Below are 26,352 nucleotides of genomic sequence, written 5' to 3'. Positions count from 1 at the left end.
GCCGTCTCCCATGAAGGTGAGGTTAATCGCAAACGACCGGCGATGTCGGCAATGTCTTTGCCTTGTCAACCACGCACCGGCGACTCGATCCGGCGTTACGCGCCGTCGCTGCGAATCCGCGCTGCTGATGCCCGTAAAATAACGGCATAACCTGCCCACATCGAGGGTACGTACAGGTGAACTTCCGGAGGTGAATGCATGGGTAGTGCCGATGACCGTCGCTTCGAGGTGTTGCGAGCCATCGTCGCCGACTTCGTCGCCACCAAGGAACCGATCGGATCCAAGACGCTCGTGGAACGGCACAACCTCGGCGTATCGAGCGCCACGGTGCGCAACGACATGGCCGTACTGGAAGCCGAGGGGTACATCGCCCAGCCGCACACCAGTTCGGGCCGGGTGCCCACCGAGAAGGGTTACCGCGAGTTCGTCGACCGTCTCGACAATGTGAAACCCATGTCGTCCGCCGAGCGCCGGGCGATCCTGGGTTTCCTGGAATCCGGGGTGGACCTCGACGATGTGCTGCGCCGCGCCGTGCGCCTGCTGGCCCAGCTGACCCGGCAGGTCGCCATCATCCAGTACCCGACGCTGTCGGCGTCGACCGTCCGCCACCTCGAGGTCGTGGCGCTGACACCGGCCAAGCTGCTGCTGGTGGTCATCACCGACAGCGGCCGCGTCGACCAGCGGGTGGTGGAACTGGGCGATGCCATCGACGATCATCAACTGTCCCAGTTGCGTGAGCGCCTCGGCGCGGCACTGGAGGGCAAGCCGCTGTCGGCGGCCTCGGTGGCGGTCGCCGATCTGGCGAGCACCCTCGACGGTCACGGTGGTCTGGGTGATGCGGTGGGCCGAGCCGCGACCGTGCTGGTGGAAACCCTCGTCGAACACACCGAGGAGCGCCTGGTGCTGGGCGGCACCGCCAACCTCACCCGCAACACCGCGGACTTCGGTGGCTCCCTGCGGTCGGTTCTCGAGGCATTGGAAGAGCAGGTGGTGGTGCTGCGGCTGCTCGCGGCACAGCAGGAGGCCGGTAAGGTCACCGTGCGTATCGGGCACGAGACCGAGGCCGAGCAGATGCTGGGGACGTCGGTGGTCAGCACCACCTACGGCAGCTCGGGCAAGGTGTTCGGCGGCATGGGTGTGGTCGGTCCCACACGGATGGACTATCCGGGAACGATCGCCAACGTCGCCGCAGTTGCTCTCTACATAGGTGAAGTTCTGGGCACCCGATAGTCGGGGCGTCAACAGCAGTGGCATGCCGCCGATGGCGGTACGAGAGAGGTTTCAAGCGTGGCACGCGATTATTACGGCCTGCTCGGTGTGAGCAAGGGCGCCAGTGATTCGGAGCTCAAGCGCGCCTACCGCAAGCTGGCCCGTGAACTGCATCCCGATGTCAATCCCGATGAGGCGGCACAGGCGCGGTTCACCGAGATCCAGGTCGCCTACGAGGTGCTCTCCGATCCGGAGAAGCGGCGCATCGTCGACCTCGGCGGCGATCCGATGGAGAACGCGGCCGCCGGCGGTGGCGGATTCGCCGGTGGATTCGGCGGCCTGGGCGATGTCTTCGAGGCCTTCTTCGGCGGCGGCGCCGGCTCACGCGGCCCGATCGGCCGGGTCCGCCCCGGCTCGGACTCGTTGCTGCGGATGCGCCTGACGCTGGCCGAATGCGCGACCGGGGTGACCAAGCAGGTCACCGTCGACACCGCGGTGTTGTGCGATCTGTGCCAGGGCAAGGGCACCCACGGCAACTCCAAGCCCCAGACCTGTGGCACCTGCCATGGTCAGGGCGAGGTGCAGACCGTGCAGCGCTCACTTCTGGGTCAGGTCATGACCTCGCGTCCCTGCCCGGTCTGCGGCGGCGTCGGCGAGACCATCCCGGACCCGTGCCATCGCTGCGGTGGTGACGGCCGCGTGCAGGCCCGCCGCGAGATCAGCGTGAAGATCCCGGCGGGCGTCGGTGACGGGATGCGGGTGCGGCTGGCCGCCCAGGGCGAGGTCGGCCCCGGCGGTGGCCCCGCCGGCGACCTCTATGTCGAGGTGCACGAACAGCAGCACGAGGTGTTCGTCCGTGACGGCGACGATCTGCACTGCACCGTCACGGTGCCGATGTTCGACGCGGCACTGGGCACCACTGTCACGGTGGACGCCATCCTCGACGGCCCGATCGAACTGGAGATCCCGGCGGGCACCCAGCCCGGCGCGGTGACGACCCTGCGCGGGCACGGGATGCCGCATCTGCGCTCCGGGGTGCGCGGCAACCTGCACGCCCATGTCGAGGTGCTGATCCCGACCAGGCTCGACCACACCGATACCGAACTGCTGACCAAGCTCAAGGAACACCGCTCGCGTGATGTGGCGGAGGTGAAGTCGGCCAACGGTTCGGCGGCCGGAGCGGCCGGCGGGCTGTTCAATCGGCTGCGCGAGACCTTCTCCGGTCGGTGACCGAACCGAATCCGGCGGCCTGAGCTGCGATGCGGAGCCTGTTCTACGTCGACGCGCTGCCCGAAGTCGGGACCGTCGTGGTGGTCGACGGTGACGAGGGTCATCACGCCGCCACCGTGCGCCGCACCCGTGTCGGCGAGGAACTCGATCTGAGCGACGGCGCCGGCACCGTCGCGCACGTCGTCGTGGAAGAGGCGGCCAAGGGCCGGCTCGCGGCTCGGGTGCTGGCCGTCACCGAGGTCGCACCCGCACGGCCGGCGGTGACCGTCGTGCAGGCGCTGCCCAAGTCCGAGCGTTCCGAGCTGGCCGTCGAACTCGCCACCGAGGCCGGCGCGGACGCCTTCCTGGCCTGGCAGGCGGGCCGCTGCGTGGCCCGCTGGGAATCACCGGCCAAGATCGACAAGGGGCTGGCCCGCTGGGCGGCGGTCGCCCGCGCGGCCGCCCGGCAGTCCCGGCGCCCACACATCCCGGCCGTCGAGGCGATAGTGTCCACCAAGGACCTGCTCGCCAGGGTCGCCGGCACCCCGACCCTGGTCCTGCACGAGTCGGCGACCATGGGCATCGCCGAGGCACTGTCGGCCGGTGTCGAGGAGTTGATGCTGGTGATCGGGCCAGAGGGTGGGATAGCCCCGGAAGAGTTGGCCGCGTTGGGCGAGGCAGGTGCGCAGCCGGTACGACTGGGGCCGTCGGTGCTGCGCACCTCCACGGCCGCGGCCGTCGCGCTCGGTGCGATCGGTGTGCTCAGCGGCCGCTGGGACCTGCAGAACTGACCATTGGGTCACGTCGGTGCCCGGCGGTAAACTCAGTGAACACCATTCGAGAAACCAGAAAGCAGGCACGAAACTCCACGTGACGCCCCGCGAGACGACCGCTGGCCCGATCACCGGACCGGTACGAAGCAGCATCACAGTTCCGCCCGACACCGTCGTGGGCCTGCTCGGCTCGGCCGATGAGAATCTGCGTGCCCTGGAAGAACTGCTCACCGCCGATATCCATGTCCGCGGTAATGCCATCACCTTCAGCGGTGAGCCCGCCGACGTGGCGTTGGCCGAGCGGGTCGTCGGCGAGTTGGTCGCGGTGGTGACGCGCGGCCAGCCGCTGACCCCGGATGCGATCAGACAGAGCGTGTCGATGCTCACCGGCGGATCCGATGCCTCCCCGGCCGAGGTGTTGACGCTGGACATCCTGTCCCGGCGCGGTAAGACGATCCGGCCCAAGACGCTCAACCAGAAGCACTATGTCGATGCGATCGATTCGCACACCATCGTGTTCGGCATCGGGCCCGCCGGCACCGGCAAGACCTACCTGGCGATGGCCAAGGCGGTCGCTGCGCTGCAGGCCAAGGATGTCAACCGGATCATCCTCACCCGGCCCGCGGTCGAGGCCGGCGAACGGCTGGGCTTCCTGCCCGGCACGTTGACCGAGAAGATCGACCCGTACCTGCGTCCGCTGTATGACGCGCTGCACGACATGATGGATCCGGCGGCGATCCCGAACCTGTTGGCGGCCGGGGTCATCGAGGTCGCGCCGCTGGCCTTCATGCGTGGCCGCAGCCTCAACGATGCGTTCATCATCCTCGACGAGGCGCAGAACACCACGCCCGAGCAGATGAAGATGTTCCTGACCAGGCTGGGGTTCGGCTCCAAGATGGTGGTCACCGGTGACGTCACCCAGGTCGACCTGCCCGGTGGCGCGCAGTCCGGATTGCGGGCCGCCTCGGACATCCTCGCCGGTATCGACGATATCTACTTCTCTCGCCTCACCAGCGCCGATGTGGTGCGACACCGGCTGGTGTCGGAGATCGTGGACGCCTACTCGCGCCACGAGGGGCAACCCGATCTGGTCAACCGTGCGCAGCGGCGCTCCTCGGCCGGTCGGCCGCGACGATGAATGACGGAAAACTACTGACATGAGCATCGAAGTCTCCAACGAGTCGGGCATCGACGTCTCCGAACAGGAACTCATCAGCGTCGCGAAATTCGTGATCGCCCAAATGGATGTCAATCCGGCCGCCGAGTTGTCCATGGTGCTGCTCGACGAGACCGCTATGGCCGACCTGCACATGCGTTGGATGGACCTGCCCGGGCCCACCGATGTGATGAGTTTCCCGATGGACGAGCTGGAACCCGGCGGTCGTCCCGACGCGGCCGAGCCGGGGCCGTCGATGCTCGGCGATATCGTGCTGTGCCCGGAGTTCGCCGCCAAGCAGGCCGAGAAGGCCGGACACTCACTGGGTCAGGAGCTGGCGCTGCTGACCGTGCACGGCGTGCTGCACCTGCTCGGTTACGACCATGCCGAACCCGACGAGGAGAAGGAGATGTTCGCCTTGCAACGTCGCCTCCTCGAGGAATGGGTGGCCGCCCAGGTAGAGGCATATCGCCAGGATCTGCAGAACGCGAAGGATCGCCGGCTGCTGGACGGGTCGCGATACTTCGATCAGCCGTGACCGGAATAGCACCGTTGATCGGTGCCGTGCTGCTGATCGGGCTCGGCGGACTCTTCGCCGCCGTCGATGCGGCGATCAGCACCGCCTCGCTGGCCAGGGTCGAGGAGATGGTGCGCGATGAGCGCCCCGGTGCGATGCGGCTGGCCCGGGTGTTGGCCGACCGGCCCCGCTACATCAATCTCGTTGTGCTGCTGCGTATCACCTGCGAGGTGAGCGCCACCGTGCTGTTGGTGTCCTATCTGGACGGCCCGCTCGGTGTCGAATGGGGCCTGTTCACCGCCGCGGCCACCATGGTGGTGGTCAGCTTCGTGGTCATCGGTGTCGGCCCGCGCACCGTCGGCAGACAGAATGCCTACACCATCTCGCTCGCCTCGGCGTTGCCGTTGCACGCGATCTCGGTGCTGCTCACCCCGGTCAGCCGGCTCCTGGTGCTGATCGGTAACGCACTCACCCCGGGGCGCGGATTCCGCAACGGCCCGTTCGCCTCCGAGATCGAGCTGCGTGAGGTGGTCGATCTGGCCCAGCAGCGCGGCGTGGTGGCCGATGACGAGCGCCGGATGATCCAGTCGGTGTTCGAACTCGGTGACACCCCGGCACGCGAGGTGATGGTGCCACGCACCGAGATGGTGTGGATCGAGAGCGACAAGACCGTTGCCCAGGCGACGTCGCTGGCGGTGCGCAGCGGGCATTCCCGTCTTCCGGTCATCGGGGAGAACGTCGACGACGTCGTCGGCGTCATCTACCTCAAGGACCTGGTGCAACAGACCCGGCTGGAACGCGCCAGGATGGACATCCGGGTCGGCGACCTGATGCGCCCCGCGGTGTTCGTGCCCGACTCCAAACCGTTGGACACCCTGCTGCGGGAAATGCAGCGCGATCGCAACCACATGGCCCTGCTGGTCGACGAGTACGGCGCCATCGCCGGGCTGGTCACCATCGAGGACGTGCTGGAGGAGATCGTCGGGGAGATCAACGACGAATATGATGCCGGTGAGGTGGCGCCGTGGGAGGAGCTGGGGGACAGCACCTTCCGGGTGTCGGCGCGGGTGCCCATCGAGGACCTCACCGAGCTCTACGACGATCTGCGGATCGACGAGGACCTGGAGGTCGACACCGTCGGCGGACTGCTGGCCCACGAGTTGGGCCGGGTTCCGTTGCCCGGCGCGCAGGTCAGCTGGAACGGGCTGCGGCTGCGTGCCGAGGGCGGACCCGACCATCGTGGCCGGGTGCGCGTCGGCACCGTGTTGATCAGCCCCGAAGAACCCAGCCCCAGCGAGGAGAGCGGTACATGACTGTGCAGGACGAGGACGCCAAGCTGGTGACGCTGGCGCGCGGGGCGATGGGCCGCGCCGAGGCGCCCGAGGGCGCGGCGGTGCGCGATCTCGACGGCCGCACCTACGCCGGTGCGCCGGTCCGGTTGGCGGCGCTGCGGCTGACCGCACTGCAGGCCGCGGTGGCGGCCGCGGTGTCCAGCGGTGCCGTCGGCCTCGAGGCCGCGGTGCTGGTCGGCGGATCGGCAGACGATGCCGGGATCGCCGCGGTGACCGAGCTGTCGCCGGGTGCCGCGGTCATCGTCACCGACCGCGCGGGAACCCCGCTGGAGTCCCGGTGAGTATCGAGTTCCGGTCCGGTTTCGTCTGTTTCGTCGGCCGCCCCAACACCGGCAAGTCCACCCTGACCAATGCGCTGGTGGGGCAGAAGGTAGCCATCACCTCGAACCGGCCGCAGACCACCCGGCACACCATCCGCGGCATCGTGCACCGGGAGAACTTCCAGATCGTCCTCGTCGACACCCCCGGGCTGCACCGGCCGCGCACGCTGCTCGGGAAGCGGCTCAACGAGCTGGTGAAGGACACCTACTCGGAGGTCGACGTGATCGGCTTCTGCATCCCCGCCGACGAGGGCATCGGTCCCGGCGACCGCTGGATCTTCGAACAGATCTGCGCCGTCGCACCGCGCACCACGTTGATCGTCGTGGTCACCAAGACCGACAAGGTGTCCCGGGAGAAGGTGGCCGAGCAACTGGTCGCCGTCCAGGAGGAGTTCGGCGCCAAGGCCGCCGATATCGTCCCGGTCTCGGCGACCGCCGGGCAGCAGATCGACGTCCTCACCGATGTGCTGGTCTCCCACCTCGAACCGGGGCCCGCGTTCTACCCCGACGGCGAACTGACCGACGAGCCCGAGGAAGTCCTGATGGCCGAGCTGATCCGCGAGGCCGCACTCGAGGGCGTGCGCGACGAGCTACCGCACTCACTGGCCGTTGTCATCGACGAGGTCGAAGAACGCGAGGGACGACCCGAGGACGACCCGCTGTTGGACGTGCGTGCCATTCTCTACGTCGAACGGGACAGCCAGAAGGGCATCGTGATCGGCAAGGGCGGGGCGCGCTTGCGCGAGGTCGGTACCGCGGCCCGTCACCAGATCGAGAAGCTGTTGGGCACCAAGGTGTTCCTGGAGCTTCGGGTCAAGGTCGCCAAGAACTGGCAGCGTGATCCCAAACAGCTCGGCCGCCTCGGGTTCTGAGCCCTACGGCGTCCAGCCGGGAACCTGCCCGAAGTCACGGATGTTCGAGGGCACCGGCGGTGCGCCGTCACCCTTGCCGTACACCGCGACCACCACGGTGCGGTCCAGCACGCTCTCCGACCACACGCCGATGTCGACGTTGGTGCAATCGGCCATGATCGCGTAGTAGTCGGGCCGGTGATACCACTGGTTGATCAGCTCGATACCGCTGATCGCCAGCGCCGGGTTGATCGCCACCGTCTCGGCCACCGCACCGGCGTATCCGGCATTGCGGGCGCGGTCGGCGACCGTCGTGCCGTCGGAACCGATATCGGCGTTCAGCGCCCGGTTGTTCAGCACGTCGTTGGTGTGCCACTGGGCGGCCAGCCGTAGCTTCGGGTTGATCTTCACATCGTTATCGCAACCGGCCTGGTGCTGGACGGTGTAGACGTTGGCGACCACGCCGTCGTTGAGGCGACGGTTGTCGGCATGGGCGGCCGGTGCGGTCAGCACCGTCCCGGCGGCCAGCGCCACCACCGGCAGGGCGGTCACCCAGCGGCGGGACGACATCAAGGGTGACGGCAGCAACGACGACATGAACGAGCACATTACGTGAGCGCCGGCTCCTGCCACCAGGGTTCGGGCTGCTGGGCCATCCACCCGTTGACCGCCTCCAGCTGACCGGCCAGCGAGATCAGCAACGGTTCGCTCTCGGCGGGCCCCATCAGCTGGACCCCGATGGGCAGGCCATCGGCGGTGAATCCGGCGGGGATGTTGATCGAGGGCCAGCCGAGCAGATTCCACGGCCAGGTCACCGGGCAGGCGCGGATCATCGCCCGATCGGTGGCCAGCGGGCCGCGATCGTCATACTCGTCGACCAGTGGCGGGGGCTGGGCGGTGGTCGGGGCGAGCACGACATCGGCGATGTTGAAGATCCAGCCGATCCGGCGCTGGGCGTCGGCCTCGGCCGCGCGCGCCTTGCGCAGGGTGTTCTGGGAGAGCGCCCAGCCGGTGCGGATGTTGCCGACGGTGCGCTTGTCCAGGTCGACACCGGAGCCCAACCGCTGCGACCACTCCATCAAGCCTGCAGTGGAGCGGGACAGGAAGTTCCACGACATCTTGAGGTGGTAGTCCGGGTCCGCCCGGACCGTGTGGTGGCCGAGCTGTTCGAGTTGGCCTGCGACGCGCTGCAGGGCCGCGGTGATCTCCGGATGCAATGTGGACCGGAAGAAGGTGAACGGCAGGGCGGTGGACACCGCCACCCGCAGCGCCCCCGGCGCCCGGCCGACATGGTCGGACACCCGCACCGGAGCCGGCTTGTGCAGATCGCCGTCGGCGTTGCCGGACGCGGCGTCCAGCACGATGGCGGCATCGGTGACGGTGCGGGCCAGCACGCCGTTGACGGTGATCCCGTTGAACGCCTCGGGCAGCGGCCAGGTGGATATCCGGCCACGCTGGGGTTTGATGCCCACCAGATGGGTCCAGGCCGCCGGGATACGCACACTGCCCGCCCCGTCGGAACCGATGGCCGCGGTGACCAGTCCCGCGGCCACGGCGGCGGCGCTGCCGCCGGAGGACCCGCCCGGGCTGTGCCGCGGTGACCACGGGTTGTGGGTGTGTCCGAAGCCGGGTCCGCTGGTGAACGGCCACTGGCCCAGCTCACAGGTGTTGGTCTTGCCGACGATGACCGCCCCGGCCGCACGCAGCCGGCGCACCACCTCGGCGTCGGCGGTGGCGGGCGGCGGGTTGCCGACGGTCCCGAAGCGGGTGGGCACACCGGCGACGTCCACGTCATCCTTGACCGCAATGGGGATGCCGAGTAGCGGAAGGTGTTGTCCGGCAGCGCGTTTGCGGTCGGCTTCGGCGGCGTCGGCGAGGGCCTGCTCGGTGAGCACGACGCGGAACGCGTTGAGGCGGGGCTGGCTGGCCTCGATGGCGTTCAGGGACTGGCGTACCAGTTCCTCCGAGGTCGTGGCGCCGCTGGCGAGCCGGTACAGCTGTTGGGTGAGGGTGGGAAAGACGCGCATACGAACGGGATTCTTCTGGGTGACTGACATACGACGTCCGAGGATATCCGGCGTTGCGATGGCGCCGATGTCACACTGCGGTGGGACACTGGGCAGATGCGGTTGTACCGGGATCGAGCGGTCGTGCTGCGCCAGCACAAGCTCGGCGAGGCCGACCGTATCGTGACGCTGCTCACTCGTGAGCACGGTGTGGTGCGCGCGGTGGCCAAGGGGGTGCGCCGCACCCGCAGCAAGTTCGGGGCGCGGCTGGAGCCGTTTGCGCACATCGACGTTCAGCTGCATCCCGGCCGCAACCTCGACATCGTCACCCAGGTGCAGTCCATCGACGCCTTCGCCGTCGACATCGTCAGTGATTACGGCCGCTACACCTGCGCCTGCGCGGTGCTGGAGACCGCCGAGCGGCTCGCAGGCGAGGAACGCGCCCCCGTCCCGCAGCTGCACGGTCTCACCGTGGCGGCGCTGCGAGCGGTCGCCGAGGGACGCCGTCCCCGTGAGCTGGTGCTCGACGCGTATCTGCTGCGGGCGATGGGGATCGCCGGCTGGGCGCCTGCGCTGACCGAATGTGCCCGCTGTGCCGCGCCGGGCCCGCACCGGGCCTTCAACGTGGCCGCAGGCGGCAGCGTGTGCGTGCACTGCCGACCGTCCGGATCGGCAACCCCCGCCCAGGCTGTGCTGGAGCTCATGTCCGCGCTGCACGACGGGGATTGGGAGTTTGCGCAAGCCTCCACCACCTCGCACCGCAGCCAGGCCAGCGGTCTGGTGGCCGCGCACCTGCAATGGCACCTGGAACGTCAGCTGCGGACATTGCCGCTGGTGGAGCGGGTCTACCGGGTCGATAGTGCGGCCGTTGAACGCCGGACGGCGGTGTTCGGGCAGGATATGGCGCATGGCAATCAAACGGGGCAAGGTCACCTACCCGCAGCTGCCCCCGGCGCCTGAGGACTATCCGGAATTCCCGGACACCTCGACGTGGCCGGTGGTGTTCCCCGACCTGCCGCCCAAGACCAACGGCCGGTTCTCCCGGCCGCCGCAGCACCCTTCCAAGGCCGTTCCTCCGCAGATCCCCGCCGACCAGGTCCCCAACCACGTAGCTGTGGTGATGGACGGTAACGGGCGCTGGGCCACCCAGCGCGGGCTGGGCCGCACCGAGGGGCACAAGATGGGTGAGGCGGTGCTGATCGACATCACCTGCGGAGCCATCGAACTGGGTATCAAGCACCTGTCGGTGTACGCGTTCTCCACCGAGAACTGGAAGCGCAGTACCGAGGAGGTGCGCTTCCTGATGGGCTTCAACCGCGAGGTGGTGCGCCGGCGCCGGGAGAACCTGGACGCGATGGGCGTCAACATGCGCTGGGTCGGATCGCGCCCGCGGATGTGGAGCAGCGTCATCAAAGAGTTCGACATCGCCGAGCAGATGACGGTCGGCAACGACGTCATCACCGTCAACTACTGCGTCAACTATGGCGGGCGTACCGAGATCGTCGAGGCCGCACGGCAACTCGCGGAGGAGGCGGCGGCAGGCAAGATCAACCCCGGCCGGATCAGCGAGGCGTCGTTCGCCAGGCATCTGCACCGGCCCGACATCCCCGATGTCGACCTGTTCATCCGGACCTCCGGTGAGCAACGTGCCAGCAACTTCCTGCTCTGGCAGGCCGCGTATGCCGAGTACGTCTTCCAGGACAAGCTCTGGCCGGACTATGACCGCCGGGATCTGTGGGCGGCGTGCGAGGAGTACGTGCACCGTAATCGTCGCTTCGGAAGGGCCTGATGAATCTGCAGGAGCGGCTGGCGGCCGTCGTCGAGGCCTTGCTGCCTGCCACCCGCGAGGAGGACGGCGCGCTGACGGTGCACCATGACGGCACGTTCGCCTCGCTGCGGGTGGTCAGTGTGGGCGAGGGGCTGGACATGGTGTCGTTGAACCAGATCCTGGCCTGGGACCAGCCGCTCGACGACGCGCTGCGCGGGACCGTCGCCGGGCACACCCGGAACACCCTGTTGGGCACCGTCTCGCTGGTCGAGAAGGATGGTTCGGCAGATGTGTTGCTGCGCTACAACTTTCCCGCGTCGGGGCTGACCGATGAGGCGCTCAGCACGTTGATCATGATGGTGCTGGCGACCGGCGCGGATGTGCGTCGCACGTTGGTGGCGTGAGCGCCGTCATCCGGGTGGTCGCCGCCGTCGTGCTCGACGCGCGTGCGCACGTGCTGGTGGTGCGCAAGCGTGGGACGACGGCGTTCATGCAGCCCGGCGGCAAGATCGAACCGGGGGAGACGCCACTGCAGGCCCTGCATCGGGAGATCGCCGAGGAGCTCGGGGCGGGTATCGTCGCCGACTCGGTGCGCGACCTGGGCCACCACGACGCGGCCGCGGCCAACGAACCGGGTCACCGGGTCGCCGCCGACCTCTTCCTCGTCGAACTCGACGGTCCGCCGAGCGCGGCAGCCGAGATCGCCGAGATGGCGTGGATCGATCCGCACGCGCCCGGCGATATCGAACTCGCCCCGCTGACCAGGGACACGGTGCTGGAGTTCGTGCGGGTCAGCTGACCGCGCAGGGTCCGCACAGTCCGAAGATCTCGATGGTGTGGCTCACTTCCGTGAATCCGTGTTCGGCGGCCACCTCGTCGGCCCACACCTCGGCGGCACCGCCGTCGACCTCCACGGTGCTGCCGCAGACCCGGCACACCAGGTGATGGTGGTGATGGGCCGAGCAGCGGCGGTAGACCGACTCGCCGGTGTCGGTGCGCAGGGTGTCGACCTGGCCTGCGGCGGCCATCGACTGCAGGGTGCGATACACGGTCGTCAGCCCGATGCCCTCACCCTGCTTGCGCAGCTCGTCGTGTAACTCCTGCGCGGACCGGAAGTCGTCGATGTTCTCCAGCAGGGTGGAGATGGCCGCGCGTTGTTTGGTCGATCGCACCGGTGTGCTCATCGGTCGTCCTCCGAGGCGTGTGTGACGGCGGCGATGACGATCTCGGCCAGGTGATGGTCGACCAGGCGGTACATCACCTCACGGCCGCTGCGCTCCCCGGCCACCACGCCGGCGGATTTCAGGATCCGCAGGTGCTGGCTGACCAGCGGTTGGGGCACGTCGAGCGCGTCCACCAGCTCGTGCACGCAGCGCATCGACTCGCGCAACTGCAGCACGATCGCGATGCGAAGCGGTGCGGCGAGCGCGCGCAGCAGGTCGCCTGCGTTGTCCAGGACCGCGCGCGGGGGCAACTCGGGGAACGGGGCGCTCTCATGGGAGTGCGCGGAATGGTCCTCGGCCGTGGCAGAATTGGAAATGATTTTCATTACGAGTCAGAATACATGCAGATCCATGCATGTCAACGCTCGCCAGTCACCGGCCCCGGCGCAACGCGCGGCAGGTCCTCGCTACGCTGTTGACCCGTGGCTTCGTCTCCTTCGATCATCGACACCGTTGCAAACCTGGCGAAACGCCGGGGCCTCGTCTATCAATCGGGCGAGATCTACGGCGGTACCAAGTCCGCCTGGGACTATGGGCCACTCGGCGTGGAACTCAAGGAGAACATCAAGAAGCAGTGGTGGCGCTCGGTGGTCACCGGTCGCGATGATGTCGTGGGCCTGGACTCGGCGATCATCCTGCCGCGGCAGGTGTGGGTGGCCTCCGGTCACGTCGCGGTGTTCAACGACCCGCTGGTGGAGTGCCTCAACTGCCACAAGCGGCACCGACAGGATCACCTGCAGGAGGCCTACTTCGAGAAGCGGGGCGCCAAGGACGGTCTGGCCGACCCGGACGCCGTGCCGATGGCCGATATCGTCTGCCCGGACTGCGGGACCAAGGGGCAGTGGACCGAGCCGCGCGACTTCAACATGATGCTCAAGACCTATCTCGGGCCTATCGAGTCCGAGGAGGGCCTGCACTATCTGCGCCCGGAGACCGCGCAGGGCATCTTCGTCAACTTCGCCAACGTGGTCACCACCTCGCGCAAGAAGCCGCCGTTCGGCATCGGCCAGATCGGCAAGAGCTTCCGCAACGAGATCACCCCGGGCAACTTCATCTTCCGCACCCGCGAGTTCGAGCAGATGGAGATGGAGTTCTTCGTCGAGCCGTCGACCGCGCCGGAGTGGCACAAGTACTGGATCGAGACGCGCCTGCAGTGGTACATCGATCTCGGGATCCGGCCGGAGAACCTGCGGCTCTACGAGCACCCGCTGGAGAAGCTGTCGCACTACAGCGCGGGCACCACCGATATCGAGTACAAGTTCGGTTTCACCGGCAACCCGTGGGGTGAGCTGGAAGGTATCGCCAACCGGACCGATCACGACTTGTCCAGTCACGCAAAGTCATCCGGGGTGGACCTGACCTACTACGACCAGGCCTCGGATACCCGCTACACGCCGTATGTGATCGAGCCGGCGGCCGGCCTAACCAGGTCGTTGATGGCGTTCCTGGTGGACTCCTACCGCGAGGACGAGGCCCCCAACGCCAAGGGTGGGGTGGACAAGCGCACCGTGCTCAAGCTCGACCCGCGACTGGCCCCGGTCAAGGCGGCGGTGTTGCCGTTGTCGCGGCATGCCGACTTGTCGCCCAAGGCAAAGGATCTCGCCGCCGAGCTGCGCCAGAGCTGGAATGTCGAGTTCGACGATGCCGGCGCCATCGGCCGCCGGTACCGCAGGCAGGACGAGATCGGCACCCCGTTCTGCGTCACGCTGGACTTCGACTCGCTGGAGGACCACGCGGTGACCGTGCGCGAGCGCGACGCCATGACCCAGGAGCGGGTGGCGATCTCCGAGGTGTCGAACTACCTCGCGGTGCGCCTCAAGGGCTGCTGAGCCTTTCGGGTTTCCTTCCCGGCGAGCGTGCGTGTCTGCGGGCCGACACGCCGCACCGTATGGAAGTTTCCGCACGTTCGCCGCGGGGTGTTGGTCCACATTCTGCGATTCGTCCACAGATCGACCGCGCGGCATTGTCGTGCCCTGTGCCGCTGATCGACGATCGGCAACATGTCCGATCAAATGGCCGCACTGGCCGTGCTGGCCGAGCGTCAAGGCGGAGTTCTGAGCACTGCGCAGCTGCTTGCCGAGGTCAGCCGCAGCCGTCTCGACACGATGATCCGCACGGGTGCGCTCATCAAGGCCTGGCCCGGGGTGTACTCGCTCGAGGAGCCCGATGATCGCATCCGGCTCAGCGGGCTCGACCTGCGGGCAGGGGAACCGGTGGCCGTCTGCCTCGGCACCGCGGCCGCGGCATACGGTTTCGATACCGAGGACACCCGTGAGCTGCACGTGCTCAACCCGATGGGCCATCAACTCCGGGCGTCCGACGGCCTGATCATTCACCGGCGGGAGGGCGCACCGTTGTCGGCTGTCGGTGGCAGGCTCGCGACGAGCGCGGCATGGACGGCGGTGGAAGTCGCGCGGTCGCTGCGTCGTCCGAGGGCTCTCGCCACGCTGGATGCCGCGTTGCGCAGCGACACGTGCCTTCGCGATCAGCTTGTCGACGCGGTCGTGCAACAGTACGGGCGGCGGGGGATCGTGAACGTCCGGGAGCTGGTTCCGCACGCGGCACCGCAGGCGGAATCGCCGATGGAAAGCGAGGCCCGCCTGGTCATGATCGACGCGGGGCTGCCGATGCCGGCTCTGCAGTATGAGGTGGTCGACTTCAACGGCAGGCTGTGGCGCCTGGATTTCGCCTGGCCGGCGAGCGGACTGGCGGTCGAGTACGACGGATTCGACTGGCACAGCGATCCGGTCAGCTTCGCCAAGGATCGCCAAAAGCGCGCCGCGTTGCAGGAGATGGGCTGGACCGTCATGACGATCGTGGCCGATGATGTGCGCCGCACGCCGGATGACCTTGTGCGACGGATCGAGCGCAGTCTGGCGCGGTCCCGGGCGGCCTGAGCGTGCGCAAACTTTGCAGCTAGGGCGGTGTGTCGGGGTGTAGACACGCACGCTCGCGGGGGAGCACAGCTGAACATATTCCTTGACGGGAATATGTCGAACGCCCTATGGTGGCTGACATGCAGGCGGCAGTGTTCGTGGCGCTGGGGGAGCCGAGCCGCCTGCGTATCGTCGATTTGCTCAGGGCCGGACCGCTTTCGGTCGGTGATATCGCCGAGGCGCTCGGCATTCGTCAGCCGCAGGTGTCCAAACACCTTCGGGTGCTTGGTGATTCGGGAATTGTGAGCAGCCAGGCGGTGGCGCGGCGGCGCATCTACCAGCTGGAAGCTGCGCCGTTCGAGAGTATCGGCCAGTGGGTCGCGTCCTTTGAGCGGTTGTGGGACGAGCGACTGGACTCTCTCGGCGAGTTTTTGACATCAATTGCACATGAGGAGAAATGATGATCCTGCAACTCTTCAAGAAGAAGAAAGAGTTCTCCCTGGAACGCACCTATCCGGCGCCGATCGCGACGGTGTGGGACGCCTGGACCAAAGCCGAGATGCTGCAACAGTGGTGGGGGCCGAAGGGCACGTTTGTGCCCGAATGTCGCATCGACGCCCGAGTCGGCGGTGATGTGTACGTCGTGATGGAAGCCGGCGAGGGCATGGGCAAGTATGCGGGTACCCGTTGGCCGATGGCGGGCACGTTCACCCGCGTCGACCCCGTCACCAGGATGACCTATGACGCAAGATCCTGGACCGAGGGGCAGGAGGCAACCTCGACCATCGAGCACACCAACGACATCACGCTGACCGAACGCGACGAGCAGACCACGCTCACCCTCGATGTCACCATTACCAGGATCGGCGATAAGGCCCGGATGGCGGCCTTCGGCATGAAGATGGGTTACAAGGCCCAGCTGGACAAGCTCGCCGAGCAGCTCCCGGCGCTGCGCGACTAACCCGTTCGCGCGGCCTGAGCGTGCGTGAACTTCGCGGCGGGACGGCGTGTCGGGCTGCAGACACGCACGCTCGCCGGGAAAGCGGGTGACCTAGAGCCTAGAAGCGGCCACCACCCCCGCCGAAGCCGCCCCCGCCGCCGCCGAAGCCGCCGCCGCCGGATCCACCGAAGGACGTCGACCGCCAGCTACCGCCGCCGACGCTGCCACCGATACCGCCGCGCAGCGCCCCGGACAGGATGTTGCCGATGATGATGCCGCCAAGCACCGCACCGGAATTCGACCCGCCACCGTAGTGCTGGGAGTTGTAGGACTGATTGGCGTAGCTGACATCGGTGTTGGCCAGCTGCTGGGCCTGCATGGCCAGCGAGGTCGCACTGTTGGCGTGCGCGATGGCCGTCGGAAGGCTCTCGGTCGAGTTGTCGGCGGCCTTGTCCTGCGCGGCCTGCAGCTGCCGCACCGCCTCGGCCAGCCTGGTACGCGCCTCGGGACCGACGCTGCCACGCCGGGTGTCGATGAAATCGCTGACCCCGCGCACCCGGGACTGCGCCGCGGCCAGGGCCTGCTCGTAGGACCGGCGCAGCCGCTCCTGGGCCTGCCGTTCCTCGGCGATGAGCGCCAGCAGCCGGTCCAGATCGGCGTCGGCCTGCGTCAGCGCGCTGAAGGCGCCCAGCGGGTCGGTGTTTCCGGACTCCTGCGCCGTCGCGACCGCCTGCGCGGCGGCATCGCGGGCCGCCTTCAGCTCGGCGGCCTCGTCGACACCGCCGCGGCTCAGCTGCCCGTCGGCGGCCGCGATACCGGCCTGCACATCGGCGATCTCCTCGGGCAGCGTCGCGATCGCCCGACTGATGTCACCGGCCGCGCTGTCGATGGCGTCGAGCATCGTGCGGGCCTGCCCCAGTGCGGATTCGGCGGCCCGCACGGAATCCACCAGCCCGGCCTGCTGCCCGGCCGGCTTGGCCACCAGCGCCCGGGCGTTGGTGATGTTCTGGTCGGCGAAGGCCAGCCGCTGTTTGGCGGTGTCGACGTTATCGGCCACCGAATGCAACGCGGTCGGGGCGAACTGCCGGCTCAACTCGGCCAGCGCCTGCTCGGCCGGTGCGATGCGGGTGGTCAGGTCGACCATCTGCTGGGTGAGCACATCGAGGCGGGCCGGCGCGTTGATCACCAGATCGCGCAGTTGGCCGAATGCCTCGCGCTGGGTATCGAGTTCACGATCGGCCCTGGCCGCCGCGACGATCACCCGGGTGAGCAGGTCGCGACGCTGGGCCGGGGTCTCGGGCACCGTGTCGTCGAGGATCTGCCGCGCGTTGAACGCCTGCGTCAGCGCGGTCCGGGCCGCGCTGACGGCGGCACTGAACGGCGCGGTGCGCTGTTCGCCGAATTCCTCGACGGCCAGTGTCAATTCGTTGTCGCTGGTGCGCACCGCGTTGTCGACCTCGACGACGATCGACCGGGACAACTCATCGAGTGTTTCCAGCGGCACCGCGGCCAGCGCACTCGGATCGGTCGGATCGACGCGCTGCGCGGCGGCCAGATCGGCCTCGCGGCGTTTGCGTGCGCGCCGCCGCGACCACAGCAGCAAGCCGAGCACGCCGAGCCCGAGGATGGCCAGCACGACCAGTACGCCGAACCAGTTGAGGCCCGGCGACGAGCCGGTGGTCTTGGCATCGAGTCCGTCGGCGGCGGCGACGGCCGCGGCGGCCCAGTTCCCGTCGCCCAGCGCGGGCTCGATCTCGGTGCGCCGCAGCGTATTGGCCTCGGCGTTGCTGGCCGCCGCGGAACCGGTGAGGAATGCATAGGCGCGGTCGGCGGTCGCGACGGCGAGCAGCGCGTCGTACTCGCCGAGATCGCTGGCCCGCAGGGTGGCCTGCGCCCACGGCTCGGCGTTCTGCCCGGAGAAGCTGTCCACGTAAACGACCCACAGCCGCACCTGGCGATTCTGGTAGAGCCGATCGATGGCCTGACCGACCTGCTCCTCACCGGCAGCGCCGAGAACCTTGGACTCGTCGACGATCTGGCTGGGCAGCCGCAGTGGCGGTCGCGCCGCCGCCTCGGGCGCCGTGAGTAGCGCCGCGGGTGCGATCGACAGGGCCGCGGTGAGGGCCACGAGCAGCATGCTGAGCAATCGGGCTAGGCGCATGCCCGTCAATCTAGTGACTCGCCGGCCGAAGTGGCGGCAGTCATGTCCGAACCCCGGTTGTGGTGCTGGCAGACTGTCAGGCGGTGGCCACGCAACGCAATACATCCGATTACGACGACTTCGACCGGCAGCGGCTGGTACCGGAGTCGCCGAAGGGTGTCGGCCTGGGATCGGCGAAGTTCGCCGACAGTTCCATCGGGGCCACCGAGCACCGCACCGACTTCGCACGCGACCGGGCCAGGGTGCTGCACTCGGCGGCGCTGCGCAGGCTGGCCGACAAGACCCAGGTGGTCGGCCCCCGCCATGGTGACACCCCGCGCACCCGGCTCACCCACTCGCTGGAGGTCGCGCAGATCGGCCGGGGGATGGCCGTCGGCCTCGGCTGTGATCCTGATCTGGTCGATCTGGCCGGCCTGGCCCACGATATCGGTCACCCGCCGTACGGGCACAACGGTGAGCGCGCGCTCAACGAGATCGCGGCCCCGTTCGGCGGTTTCGAGGGCAACGCGCAGAACCTGCGAATCCTGACCCGGTTGGAACCCAAAGTCCTTGCCGAAGACGGTAGTTCGGCCGGACTCAACCTCACCCGTGCGGCCCTGGATGCCGTCACCAAGTATCCGTGGGCGCGCTCGCAGAACCCGAAGAAGTTCGGCTTCTACGACGACGACATGGCCGCCGCGAACTGGTTGCGCGACGGCGCACCGGCCAACCGCCCGTGCCTGGAGGCACAGGTGATGGACTGGGCCGACGATGTCGCCTACTCGGTGCACGATGTCGAGGACGGCGTCATCTCCGGGCGCATCGACCTGCGGGTGCTGGCCGACCGCGACGCCGCCGATGCGCTTGCCCGCCTCGGCGCCGGGGCGTATCCGGCCGTCTCACATGACGATCTGCTCGCCGCGGCACAGCGTCTGTCGCAGATGCCGGTGGTCGCCGCCGTCGGCAAGTACGACGGCACCCTGGCGGCCTCGGTAGCGCTGAAAAACCTGACCAGCGAGCTCGTCGGCCGGTTCGCCAACGCCGCGATATCCCAGACCCGCGCGGTGGTGGGCGGCGCACCGGTGCTCAAGCGCTTCGACACCGAGCTGCACGTGCCCGCCGAGGTGCGTGCCGAGGTCGCGGTGCTCAAGATGCTGGCGCTGCAGTTCATCATGTCCGACCACCAGCACCTCCAGATCCAGACCGATCAGCGGACCCTCATCCAGGAGGTGGCACTGGCGCTGTGGGCGCAGGCCCCCAGCAGCCTGGACCCCCAGTTCGCCGCGGAGTTCACCCTCGCCGTCGACGACGGCGCCCGGCTGCGGGTCGTCGTCGACCAGATCGCCTCCTACACCGAGTCGCGGCTGGAAAGAGTGCACGAGGTGCGCTCGCCCCGGCCCCTGTGACGGGCCGATAGACTGCGCCGATGGCCAATGATGCGATGCGGGGCGGCCGGGGCCGCATCCCCGATCGTGACATCGCGGCCATCCGGGAACGGGTCCGCATCGAGGACATCGTCGGTGACTACGTGCAGTTGCGGCGCGCCGGGGTCGACTCGCTCAAGGGGCTGTGTCCCTTCCACGACGAGAAGTCCCCGTCCTTCCACGTCCGGCCCAACCATGGGCACTTCCACTGCTTCGGTTGCGGTGAGGGCGGTGACGTCTACGCGTTCCTGCAGAAGATCGAGCATGTCAGCTTCGTCGAGGCCGTCGAGTTGCTCGCCGACAAGGTCGGCTACACCGTCACCTACACCGGCGGCGCGGCGACCAATGTGCAGCGCGACCGCGGTAGTCGCAGCAGGCTGATCGCGGCGAATGCCGCCGCGGGTGAGTTCTATGCCGAACAGTTGCGCTCCGAGGAGGCCGCACCGGCCCGGCAGTATCTGATCGACCGGAACTTCGACGCCGACGCCGCCGCCCGGTTCGGGTGCGGATTCGCCCCGTCGGGTTGGGACAAGCTGACAAAGCACTTGTTGCGCAAGGGGTTCGAGTTCAAGGAGCTCGAAGCGGCCGGGCTCAGCAAGGAGGGCAAGCGTGGGCCGATGGACCGCTTCCATCGGCGCCTGCTGTGGCCCATCCGGGTGTCCTCCGGTGAGACCATCGGGTTCGGTGCGCGTCGGCTCTTCGACGACGACCATATGGAAGCCAAGTACGTCAACACCCCGGAAACCGTGCTGTACAAGAAGTCTCACGTGCTTTTCGGGCTGGACCTGGCCAAGCGTGATATCGCCAAGGGCCACCAGGCCGTCGTCGTCGAGGGGTACACCGACGTGATGGCGATGCATCTGGCCGGCGTGACCACCGCGGTGGCCGCCTGCGGCACCGCCTTCGGTGACGAGCATCTTTCGATGCTGCGTCGACTCATGATGGACGACAACTTCTTTCGCGGTGAGCTGATCTACGTCTTCGACGGTGATGCTGCGGGCCGCGCCGCCGCGGTGAAGGCCTTCGAGGGCGAACAGAACCTGGCCGGACAGTCCTTCGTGGCAGTGGCGGCCGACGGTATGGACCCCTGCGATCTGCGGCTGCGCTCCGGCGACGGTGCGCTGCGCGACCTGGTGGCCCGCCGCGCTCCGCTGTTCGAGTTCGCCATCCGCACCGCGCTGACCGATCACAACCTCGACAGCGCCGAGGGCAGGGTCGCCGCGCTGCGTCGGTGCGTGCCGATGGTGTCGCGGATCAAGGACCCGACGCTGCGCGACGAGTACGCCCGACAGTTGGCCGGCTGGGTCGGTTGGGAGGACGTCGGGCAGGTGCTGAGCCGGGTCCGTGAGGAGGCGGGCCGCAAGGGCCCCCGGACGGGCCGTGCGGGTCAGCAGGCCAACCGGCGCGCCGCCAACCCGCCGGGGGACAGCGGCCAGGCGTCGATCGCCCGGCCCAACCCGATGGACCCGACGCTGCGTCCGCAGCGCGAGGCGTTGAAGTCGGCGCTGCAGTACCCGGGTCTGGCAGGACCGGTGTTCGACAGCCTGGGCGCGGAGAGCTTCACCCACCCGGCCTATGTGACGGTGCGGACGGCGATCGCGGCGGCCGGCGGTGTTTCGGCCGGGCTCTCCGGTGCGCAGTGGATCGAGACGGTGCGCGATCTGGCGGGCGAGGCCGCGCCGCTGGTCAACGAGCTCAGCGTGGACGCCATCAAGATCGATGATGACGAACGGCTCGCCCGCTACATCGGTGGTGTGCTGGCCAGGCTGCAGGAGGTGTCGATCGGGCGGCAGATCGCCGAGGTCAAGTCCAAGTTGCAGCGCATGTCGCCGGTGGACAACAGCGATGAGTACCACGCCCTGTTCGGCGATCTGGTTGCCATGGAGACCTACCGGCGCAGCCTGCTCGAACAGGCCAGTGGCGACGACTTGACTGCATGATCGCGATCCAACCGTTATGGTGGGAGCGCAGCTAACTGTCCAGAAAGGTCCCACCGTGTCATTCCTGAGCAATCGGACACGCACGATCCTCGTCGCCGGCGCCTTCGCGGCCGCCGTCGCCGCAGCGCCCGTGGTGGCTTTCTCGACGGCGCCCGCCCCGACGGCCGAGGCGGCGCCGGCCTGCCTGGCCTGGTTCGGCAACAAGGACGACGGCAACTGCCTGTCGTACTCGAACGGTAACGGCGTCGGAGTCGGCACGCCCGGCATCGGGATCGGCCCCGGCGGCTTCTACTCCGGTCCGATGCTGCCGGGTACCAGCTGGAACACCAGCATCCCGATCGGCTGAATCAGCCCCTGCTCTTCGCCTGGCCGGGTTTCGGAAGTCACTTCCGGAACCCGGCCAGGCTATTTCTCGGCGCCCGCGCACCGTATGCGAATGGTCATCGTGTCGCGTCCCTTTCGTTATCTGGCAACGCGAGACTCAAGACTCGATCTGCACCAGGGTGCGCGACAGGAAGGCGTCGATGTGAGCGCTGAGGACGGCTACCGTGCAATCCCGGCGACCAAGGGGGTCGGCGTCCTGGCAACCGCGGTGGTCACCACGCTCGGCATCGCGCTCTATGGCGGCACCCTGGAAAACGACGAGTGGCGGGCGCCGCGGGCGGCGCTGGAGCTCACACCCAGCCAGACACCGATCGGTGGCCCGGCGGCCCCTGTGTACGGGGCACCGGCCGATATCGCCGCCCTGCGATCCGAGGGCGGCACTCCCTAGCCGGAATCAGTCCTTGGCGCCGTTGCGCGGCCGGAAGCCGCTCTCCTCGGGCGCCAGCACCGAGGTCTCGGCGTCGATGGCGGTCAGCCGGACCAACTGGGGATCCGGGGACACCCGATCGGCGACCTTGCGACGCCCGGCGTCCAGGACGGCCTTGGTGGCCGGGTTCTCGGTGACCGCCTTGTACGTCGCGGTGATCTGTTCGTAGCGGCGGCGGCCGGCTTTCGCGCCGAGCACGTAGCCGACACCCAGTACGAAGACGATCCGGAACACGAGGCTCCCTCCACGGTGACAGCAGGACTCTCACCATCCTGCCTCACGCGCCGTAGAAGGTGGCGACGGGGCTTCTGACCAGTCGATTCTTCGCCCGCGGGGTACATGCGCTAAAGTCTGTCCTCGGTTCATTCCCCTGTAGCTCAATTGGCAGAGCTCCCGACTGTTAATCGGGCGGTTATTGGTTCGAGTCCAATCGGGGGAGCTTTTCATCTCGGTCGTAAGCTCGTCTCATGTCACTGACGAGCACGCATCCGCCGACATCGACGCAATGGTCGCGATCGCGCCGAATCCACCGCCGTAGCGTCGCTTTCGCGGCGGCATCGTTGGCCGTGCTGGCCGTGCCATCGTTGGCCTCGTGCGGCTGGAGCCCGAAGAACTCCGCGCCGCAGGCAACCGCGGAGTGCTCGGCGCAGGACACCCCGACCGCCGCGACCGTGCGCACGGCGATCGAGGGCGTTGGGCAGCGCTGGACCGAAACCGCACGCGGCCACACCGGCGATTGCCGACTGCACTGGGTCGTCATCGGCACGGGCGACAAGGCCCCCGATGCGGCCGTGCAGGTGCTCTTCTTCGACCGCGACACGCCACTGGGCCCGCCGACGCCGCGGCCCCGGCCGTACACCACGGTGGTGGCGATGGGCGACAGTACGGCCGCGGTGCAGTATCAGTGGCTACAGGGCGAGGACAAGCCCTGTTGTCCGACCGGAATCGGTCAGGTGCGTTTCCAGATCGGCGACGACGGCTCGCTGCAGGCGCTGGATCCGATCCCCGGCCCGTGAGACGCTCGCCGTGCCGGGGATCGGATACCTGCGCTATTTGGGTTCGATCGTGCCGGAGCTGACGGCGTCTTTCTCCTGGTGCTCGTCGGCGTCCGGGATGTGCTCGGGATGCAGCATTTCGGCGTAGCGCAACTGCTCGGGGATGCCGAACCCGTCCACCAGGAGCTCCGCGTGCGGGCGCAACCGGCGGCACCGGTCGTTGATACCGCGGGTGACGGCCTTGGCCCGCTCGGTGGACAGGAAACGGTGTTCGACGAACCACGCCTTGTCCTCTTCGATCACCGACAGCGCGTACAGGTCACAGACCAGGCCGAGGATCTCGCGGGCCTTCTCGTCCTCGCAGGCGTCGATACCGGCGACGAAGGCCTCCAGGATGATGCGGTCGATATGCGCCTGCGCGGTGTGCAGCACGTGATCCTGCACCGAGTTGAACGCCTCGAAGGGTGACATCTCCTTGGCCTTGCTCTGCAGCCGGCGGGCCACCGAGGCGAGCATGTACTCCTCGCGGTCCTCGAACATCTTGACCTGCGTGCCGCGGTTGAACAGCGAGCCCTCTTCCTCGTTGTCCTCGCGGGTGTCGATGATGGTCTGCATGATGGTCTGGGCCGCGGTGCGTTTCAGCACCCGCTCACCGGCGAAGTTGGCGGCGAACCGCACCCACTCCACCGGGCTCATACCCTTGATGTCGTCGGCGTAGGAGGTCAACAGTTCCTTGGCCACCAGCTGGGTCAGCACATGGTTGTCACCCTCGAAGGTGGTGAACACATCGGTGTCGGCCTTCAGGGCGATCAACCGGTTCTCGGCGAGATAGCCTGCGCCACCGCATGCTTCACGCGCCTCCTGGATGGCCCGGGTGGCATGCCAGGTGTTGGCCGCCTTCAGCCCGGCCGCGCGGGACTCCAGCTCGCGCTGCTCCTCGGCGTCGGGATTCTCCGCGGTCTGCAACTCGTGGCATTTGGCGACCAACTCGTTCTGCGCGAACTGCAGCGCATAGGACTTCGCGATCAGCGGGAACAACCGGCGCTGGTGGACCAGGTAGTCCATGATCAGCACCTCGTTCTCCGAGCCAGGTGCCTCGAACTGCCTGCGCTCCAGCGCATATCGGGTGGCGATGTCCAGGGCCACCCGCGCCGCGGCACCGGCGCTGCCGCCGACGGTCACTCGGCCGCGGATCAGGGTGCCCAGCATGGTGAAGAAGCGGCGGCCCTTGTTCTCGATGGGCGAGGTGTAGGTGCCGTCCTCGGCGACGTCGGCGTATTTGTTGAGCAGGTTCTCCCGCGGAATGCGCACCTGGTCGAATTGGATGCGCCCGTTGTCGACGCCGGGCAGACCGCCCTTGTAGTGGCAGTCCGAGGTGGTCACACCCGGCAGGTCGTTGCCGGCGTCATCGCGGATGGGCACCACGAAACAGTGCACACCGTGGCCCTCGCCCTTGGTGATCAGTTGCGCGAATACCGCTGCCACCCGCGCCGTCTCCGCCGCACCACCGATGTAGTCCTTGCGCGAGGACGGGGTGGGGGAGTCGATGACGAATTCCCGGGTCTGCGGGTCGTAGGTGGCCGTCGTCTCCAGCGACTGCACATCGCTGCCGTGGCCGGTCTCGGTCATCGCGAAGCAGCCGAGCAGCTCGAGATCGATGAGCTTTCGCACGTAGGCGTTGTGGTGGCGTTCGGTGCCGAGATTCTCGATGGCCCCGCCGAACAGGCCCCACTGGACACCGGCTTTCACCATCAGCGACAGATCGCTCATCGCGAGCATCTCGATCTGGGTGACGGCGGCGCCGACGTCACCGTTGCCACCGTGTTCCTTCTTGAAACCGTCCTCGGCGGCACCGCGCGCGGCCATGATCTTCAGCTGCTCGGCGACCTTGGTCCGGGCGATCACGGTGTTCGGGGTGTAGTGCGGACGGAACACTTCGCCCGAAAGCTCCGTGCGGACCTGGTTCTTCACGTCTCGCCAGCGGCCGTCGAGGGCGTTGCGGAGGTGATCAGCGGTAGTGGTCATAGCAGACGGTAACGTGCCCGTTCTGCCGGCAAGGCAAACCTGAGTAAGACCTCAGGAAATGCCAAGCGTTCAATGGCGTCATGTCCGATCCTCAGTCGCCAACGGGTCTGCCTCATGTGCCCGACCACAAGCATGCCGACGTCACGGGTGGATGGTTGCGCGCCGCCACCTTCGGAGCGATGGACGGTCTGGTCAGCAACACCGCCTTGATAGCCGGTGTGGCGGCCAGCGCCAGCCCGCAGACCGTGGTGCTCGCGGGTATCGCCGGCCTGCTGGCCGGCGCGTTCTCCATGGCACTGGGGGAGTTCACCTCGGTGACGACGGCCAACGAGCAGATCGACTCCGAGGTGAAGGTGGAACGTCGCTCGTTCCGCAACCAGCCCGATGCCGAGCGCGATGAGCTCGCCGCGATGCTCGTCGAGATGGGCATGACGCCGCAGACCGCGGCCACCGCCACCGAGGAGATCCACCGGGACGAGAACCGCGCGCTGAACTTCCACCTCGTCCAGGAGCTGGGCGTGGACCCGCGCGAGAAGCCCTCCCCGTGGGTGGCGGCGATCTCGTCGTTCGTGATGTTCACCATCGGCGCCATCGTGCCGCTGATCCCATACCTGCTCGGACTTGCCTCGCTGTGGGCCGGGTTGGCTTGCGGCGGATTGGGTTTGGCCATCACCGGCGCGCTGGCGTCGAAGTTCACCCGCACCCCGCCGCTGTTCTCGTCGCTGCGCCTGCTGCTGTTGGGCGGCGCCGCGATCGCGGCCACCTATCTGGTGGGTTCCGTGGTGGGGGTCGCTGTCGGTTAGAGCACCGTCAGTTA

Annotated in this window: 29 protein-coding genes and 1 tRNA gene; 23 read left to right on the top strand and 7 right to left on the bottom strand. The window is 67.9% G+C overall.

Features of this window, described 5'->3' with window-relative positions:
• Positions 1-198 precede the first annotated feature (198 nt).
• The 8 genes from hrcA to era all read left to right on the top strand — a co-directional run bounded on the left by hrcA (position 199) and on the right by era (position 7,408).
• Positions 199-1,230 (top strand): heat-inducible transcriptional repressor HrcA, encoded by a 1,032-nt coding sequence (hrcA, locus tag FBY28_RS04905; RefSeq protein ID WP_141864747.1) that lies wholly within the window; start codon positions 199-201, stop codon positions 1,228-1,230.
• 57 nt (positions 1,231-1,287) lie between these two features.
• On the top strand, positions 1,288-2,439 hold the full coding sequence (gene dnaJ, locus FBY28_RS04900; protein ID WP_141864745.1) for a molecular chaperone DnaJ: 1,152 nt from the start codon (positions 1,288-1,290) through the stop codon (positions 2,437-2,439).
• A gap of 29 nt (positions 2,440-2,468) precedes the next feature.
• Positions 2,469-3,209 carry a 16S rRNA (uracil(1498)-N(3))-methyltransferase gene (locus FBY28_RS04895; RefSeq protein ID WP_141864743.1) on the top strand — a complete coding sequence of 247 codons (741 nt, stop codon included), beginning with the start codon at positions 2,469-2,471 and terminating at the stop codon, positions 3,207-3,209.
• A gap of 79 nt (positions 3,210-3,288) precedes the next feature.
• Positions 3,289-4,329: a PhoH family protein gene (locus FBY28_RS04890; protein WP_141864741.1), complete on the top strand. Its 1,041-nt coding sequence runs from the start codon at positions 3,289-3,291 to the stop codon at positions 4,327-4,329.
• A 19-nt stretch (positions 4,330-4,348) separates the two neighbouring features.
• Positions 4,349-4,885, top strand: coding sequence for an rRNA maturation RNase YbeY (gene ybeY / locus FBY28_RS04885; RefSeq protein WP_019514605.1), 537 nt, complete (start codon positions 4,349-4,351; stop codon positions 4,883-4,885).
• A complete protein-coding gene (locus FBY28_RS04880) occupies positions 4,882-6,177 on the top strand; it encodes a hemolysin family protein (protein ID WP_141864739.1) in 1,296 nt (431 codons plus the stop codon). Before ybeY ends, FBY28_RS04880 begins: the two co-directional genes overlap by 4 nt.
• Complete coding sequence (locus FBY28_RS04875) at positions 6,174-6,497, top strand: cytidine deaminase-like protein (RefSeq protein ID WP_141864737.1); 324 nt, start codon at positions 6,174-6,176, stop codon at positions 6,495-6,497. Before FBY28_RS04880 ends, FBY28_RS04875 begins: the two co-directional genes overlap by 4 nt.
• Before the next feature lie 2 nt (positions 6,498-6,499).
• Positions 6,500-7,408 carry a GTPase Era gene (gene era, locus FBY28_RS04870; RefSeq protein ID WP_174241776.1) on the top strand — a complete coding sequence of 303 codons (909 nt, stop codon included), beginning with the start codon at positions 6,500-6,502 and terminating at the stop codon, positions 7,406-7,408.
• A gap of 3 nt (positions 7,409-7,411) precedes the next feature.
• Here era and FBY28_RS04865 read toward each other — a convergent pair whose 3' ends face one another.
• Both FBY28_RS04865 and FBY28_RS04860 read right to left on the bottom strand, forming a co-directional pair.
• A complete protein-coding gene (locus FBY28_RS04865) occupies positions 7,412-7,984 on the bottom strand; it encodes a CAP domain-containing protein (protein ID WP_216847505.1) in 573 nt (190 codons plus the stop codon).
• Between the two features lie 11 nt (positions 7,985-7,995).
• Positions 7,996-9,444 (bottom strand): amidase, encoded by a 1,449-nt coding sequence (locus FBY28_RS04860; RefSeq protein WP_141864733.1) that lies wholly within the window; start codon positions 9,442-9,444, stop codon positions 7,996-7,998.
• A 66-nt stretch (positions 9,445-9,510) separates the two neighbouring features.
• Between FBY28_RS04860 and recO the strand changes: the two genes are divergently transcribed.
• Genes recO through FBY28_RS04840 form a run of 4 tightly spaced genes read left to right on the top strand, consistent with a single transcriptional unit; the run spans position 9,511 to position 11,960 of the window.
• Positions 9,511-10,353 carry a DNA repair protein RecO gene (recO, locus tag FBY28_RS04855; protein WP_141864730.1) on the top strand — a complete coding sequence of 281 codons (843 nt, stop codon included), beginning with the start codon at positions 9,511-9,513 and terminating at the stop codon, positions 10,351-10,353.
• Positions 10,301-11,182: a decaprenyl diphosphate synthase gene (locus tag FBY28_RS04850; RefSeq protein ID WP_141864728.1), complete on the top strand. Its 882-nt coding sequence runs from the start codon at positions 10,301-10,303 to the stop codon at positions 11,180-11,182. The genes recO and FBY28_RS04850 overlap by 53 nt, the downstream gene beginning before the upstream one ends.
• Positions 11,182-11,565 carry a hypothetical protein gene (locus FBY28_RS04845; protein ID WP_141864726.1) on the top strand — a complete coding sequence of 128 codons (384 nt, stop codon included), beginning with the start codon at positions 11,182-11,184 and terminating at the stop codon, positions 11,563-11,565. The genes FBY28_RS04850 and FBY28_RS04845 overlap by 1 nt, the downstream gene beginning before the upstream one ends.
• Complete coding sequence (locus FBY28_RS04840; protein WP_019514614.1) at positions 11,562-11,960, top strand: NUDIX hydrolase; 399 nt, start codon at positions 11,562-11,564, stop codon at positions 11,958-11,960. Before FBY28_RS04845 ends, FBY28_RS04840 begins: the two co-directional genes overlap by 4 nt.
• Here FBY28_RS04840 and FBY28_RS04835 read toward each other — a convergent pair.
• Together FBY28_RS04835 and FBY28_RS04830 are read right to left on the bottom strand one after the other, a co-directional pair.
• Positions 11,953-12,345, bottom strand: a complete 393-nt coding sequence (locus FBY28_RS04835) for a Fur family transcriptional regulator (protein WP_019514615.1) — start codon at positions 12,343-12,345, stop codon at positions 11,953-11,955. The two genes, FBY28_RS04840 and FBY28_RS04835, sit on opposite strands and share 8 nt — an antisense overlap.
• Positions 12,342-12,710, bottom strand: coding sequence for an ArsR/SmtB family transcription factor (locus FBY28_RS04830; protein WP_141864724.1), 369 nt, complete (start codon positions 12,708-12,710; stop codon positions 12,342-12,344). The genes FBY28_RS04835 and FBY28_RS04830 overlap by 4 nt, the downstream gene beginning before the upstream one ends.
• 96 nt (positions 12,711-12,806) lie before the next feature.
• On the opposite strand from FBY28_RS04830, the gene FBY28_RS04825 reads away from it, so the two are divergent.
• The 4 genes from FBY28_RS04825 to FBY28_RS04810 all read left to right on the top strand — a co-directional run bounded on the left by FBY28_RS04825 (position 12,807) and on the right by FBY28_RS04810 (position 16,221).
• Positions 12,807-14,213, top strand: a complete 1,407-nt coding sequence (locus FBY28_RS04825; RefSeq protein WP_019514617.1) for a glycine--tRNA ligase — start codon at positions 12,807-12,809, stop codon at positions 14,211-14,213.
• A gap of 171 nt (positions 14,214-14,384) precedes the next feature.
• Complete coding sequence (locus tag FBY28_RS04820; protein WP_216847504.1) at positions 14,385-15,281, top strand: type IV toxin-antitoxin system AbiEi family antitoxin domain-containing protein; 897 nt, start codon at positions 14,385-14,387, stop codon at positions 15,279-15,281.
• 119 nt (positions 15,282-15,400) lie between these two features.
• Positions 15,401-15,721 (top strand): ArsR/SmtB family transcription factor, encoded by a 321-nt coding sequence (locus FBY28_RS04815; protein WP_141864722.1) that lies wholly within the window; start codon positions 15,401-15,403, stop codon positions 15,719-15,721.
• Complete coding sequence (locus FBY28_RS04810; protein WP_141864720.1) at positions 15,721-16,221, top strand: SRPBCC family protein; 501 nt, start codon at positions 15,721-15,723, stop codon at positions 16,219-16,221. The genes FBY28_RS04815 and FBY28_RS04810 overlap by 1 nt, the downstream gene beginning before the upstream one ends.
• Before the next feature lie 97 nt (positions 16,222-16,318).
• Here the strand turns inward: FBY28_RS04810 and FBY28_RS04805 are convergent, their stop codons facing one another.
• On the bottom strand, positions 16,319-18,361 hold the full coding sequence (locus tag FBY28_RS04805) for a TPM domain-containing protein (RefSeq protein ID WP_141864718.1): 2,043 nt from the start codon (positions 18,359-18,361) through the stop codon (positions 16,319-16,321).
• Positions 18,362-18,444: 83 nt separating this feature from the next.
• On the opposite strand from FBY28_RS04805, the gene FBY28_RS04800 reads away from it, so the two are divergent.
• The 4 genes from FBY28_RS04800 to FBY28_RS04785 all read left to right on the top strand — a co-directional run bounded on the left by FBY28_RS04800 (position 18,445) and on the right by FBY28_RS04785 (position 22,476).
• Positions 18,445-19,746: a deoxyguanosinetriphosphate triphosphohydrolase gene (locus FBY28_RS04800; protein WP_141864716.1), complete on the top strand. Its 1,302-nt coding sequence runs from the start codon at positions 18,445-18,447 to the stop codon at positions 19,744-19,746.
• 20 nt (positions 19,747-19,766) lie between these two features.
• Positions 19,767-21,704 carry a DNA primase gene (gene dnaG, locus FBY28_RS04795; RefSeq protein ID WP_286177748.1) on the top strand — a complete coding sequence of 646 codons (1,938 nt, stop codon included), beginning with the start codon at positions 19,767-19,769 and terminating at the stop codon, positions 21,702-21,704.
• A gap of 55 nt (positions 21,705-21,759) precedes the next feature.
• Positions 21,760-22,050 carry a DUF7155 family protein gene (locus tag FBY28_RS04790; RefSeq protein ID WP_141864714.1) on the top strand — a complete coding sequence of 97 codons (291 nt, stop codon included), beginning with the start codon at positions 21,760-21,762 and terminating at the stop codon, positions 22,048-22,050.
• Between the two features lie 180 nt (positions 22,051-22,230).
• Positions 22,231-22,476, top strand: coding sequence for a hypothetical protein (locus FBY28_RS04785; RefSeq protein WP_141864712.1), 246 nt, complete (start codon positions 22,231-22,233; stop codon positions 22,474-22,476).
• A 6-nt stretch (positions 22,477-22,482) separates the two neighbouring features.
• Here FBY28_RS04785 and FBY28_RS04780 read toward each other — a convergent pair whose 3' ends face one another.
• Positions 22,483-22,749, bottom strand: a complete 267-nt coding sequence (locus FBY28_RS04780) for a hypothetical protein (RefSeq protein WP_141864710.1) — start codon at positions 22,747-22,749, stop codon at positions 22,483-22,485.
• 132 nt (positions 22,750-22,881) lie between these two features.
• Between FBY28_RS04780 and FBY28_RS04775 the strand changes: the two genes are divergently transcribed.
• Together FBY28_RS04775 and FBY28_RS04770 are read left to right on the top strand one after the other, a co-directional pair.
• Positions 22,882-22,954: transfer RNA gene (locus FBY28_RS04775), tRNA-Asn, on the top strand.
• A gap of 28 nt (positions 22,955-22,982) precedes the next feature.
• Positions 22,983-23,531 carry an LppP/LprE family lipoprotein gene (locus FBY28_RS04770; protein WP_141864708.1) on the top strand — a complete coding sequence of 183 codons (549 nt, stop codon included), beginning with the start codon at positions 22,983-22,985 and terminating at the stop codon, positions 23,529-23,531.
• Positions 23,532-23,564: 33 nt separating this feature from the next.
• Here FBY28_RS04770 and FBY28_RS04765 read toward each other — a convergent pair whose 3' ends face one another.
• On the bottom strand, positions 23,565-25,535 hold the full coding sequence (locus FBY28_RS04765; protein ID WP_141864706.1) for an acyl-CoA dehydrogenase family protein: 1,971 nt from the start codon (positions 25,533-25,535) through the stop codon (positions 23,565-23,567).
• 80 nt (positions 25,536-25,615) lie between these two features.
• Between FBY28_RS04765 and FBY28_RS04760 the strand changes: the two genes are divergently transcribed.
• On the top strand, positions 25,616-26,338 hold the full coding sequence (locus FBY28_RS04760; protein ID WP_141864704.1) for a VIT1/CCC1 transporter family protein: 723 nt from the start codon (positions 25,616-25,618) through the stop codon (positions 26,336-26,338).
• The last annotated feature ends 14 nt before the right edge of the window (positions 26,339-26,352 follow it).

This window comes from Arthrobacter sp. SLBN-53 (assembly GCF_006715585.1).
GTDB classification, from domain to species: Bacteria; Actinomycetota; Actinomycetes; order Mycobacteriales; family Mycobacteriaceae; genus Mycobacterium; species Mycobacterium neoaurum_A.
Note: the sequence above shows the minus strand (reverse complement) of the source record. Positions and strands in the feature narration are given on the sequence as shown.

Excerpts from the sequence above, each read along its gene's own strand:
- ybeY (WP_019514605.1), top strand. The coding sequence starts at position 4,349 with ATGAGCATCGAAGTCTCCAACGAGTCGGGCATCGACGTCTCCGAACAG.
- FBY28_RS04820 (WP_216847504.1), top strand. The coding sequence starts at position 14,385 with ATGTCCGATCAAATGGCCGCACTGGCCGTGCTGGCCGAGCGTCAAGGC.
- FBY28_RS04850 (WP_141864728.1), top strand. The coding sequence starts at position 10,301 with ATGGCAATCAAACGGGGCAAGGTCACCTACCCGCAGCTGCCCCCGGCG.
- FBY28_RS04805 (WP_141864718.1), bottom strand. The coding sequence starts at position 18,361 with ATGCGCCTAGCCCGATTGCTCAGCATGCTGCTCGTGGCCCTCACCGCG.
- FBY28_RS04760 (WP_141864704.1), top strand. The coding sequence starts at position 25,616 with ATGTCCGATCCTCAGTCGCCAACGGGTCTGCCTCATGTGCCCGACCAC.
- FBY28_RS04845 (WP_141864726.1), top strand. The coding sequence starts at position 11,182 with ATGAATCTGCAGGAGCGGCTGGCGGCCGTCGTCGAGGCCTTGCTGCCT.
- dnaG (WP_286177748.1), top strand. The coding sequence starts at position 19,767 with ATGGCCAATGATGCGATGCGGGGCGGCCGGGGCCGCATCCCCGATCGT.
- FBY28_RS04895 (WP_141864743.1), top strand. The coding sequence starts at position 2,469 with ATGCGGAGCCTGTTCTACGTCGACGCGCTGCCCGAAGTCGGGACCGTC.
- FBY28_RS04865 (WP_216847505.1), bottom strand. The coding sequence starts at position 7,984 with ATGTCGTCGTTGCTGCCGTCACCCTTGATGTCGTCCCGCCGCTGGGTG.
- hrcA (WP_141864747.1), top strand. The coding sequence starts at position 199 with ATGGGTAGTGCCGATGACCGTCGCTTCGAGGTGTTGCGAGCCATCGTC.
- FBY28_RS04835 (WP_019514615.1), bottom strand. The coding sequence starts at position 12,345 with ATGAGCACACCGGTGCGATCGACCAAACAACGCGCGGCCATCTCCACC.
- FBY28_RS04860 (WP_141864733.1), bottom strand. The coding sequence starts at position 9,444 with ATGTCAGTCACCCAGAAGAATCCCGTTCGTATGCGCGTCTTTCCCACC.
- FBY28_RS04875 (WP_141864737.1), top strand. The coding sequence starts at position 6,174 with ATGACTGTGCAGGACGAGGACGCCAAGCTGGTGACGCTGGCGCGCGGG.
- FBY28_RS04765 (WP_141864706.1), bottom strand. The coding sequence starts at position 25,535 with ATGACCACTACCGCTGATCACCTCCGCAACGCCCTCGACGGCCGCTGG.
- FBY28_RS04830 (WP_141864724.1), bottom strand. The coding sequence starts at position 12,710 with ATGAAAATCATTTCCAATTCTGCCACGGCCGAGGACCATTCCGCGCAC.
- recO (WP_141864730.1), top strand. The coding sequence starts at position 9,511 with ATGCGGTTGTACCGGGATCGAGCGGTCGTGCTGCGCCAGCACAAGCTC.
- FBY28_RS04770 (WP_141864708.1), top strand. The coding sequence starts at position 22,983 with ATGTCACTGACGAGCACGCATCCGCCGACATCGACGCAATGGTCGCGA.
- FBY28_RS04810 (WP_141864720.1), top strand. The coding sequence starts at position 15,721 with ATGATCCTGCAACTCTTCAAGAAGAAGAAAGAGTTCTCCCTGGAACGC.
- FBY28_RS04815 (WP_141864722.1), top strand. The coding sequence starts at position 15,401 with ATGCAGGCGGCAGTGTTCGTGGCGCTGGGGGAGCCGAGCCGCCTGCGT.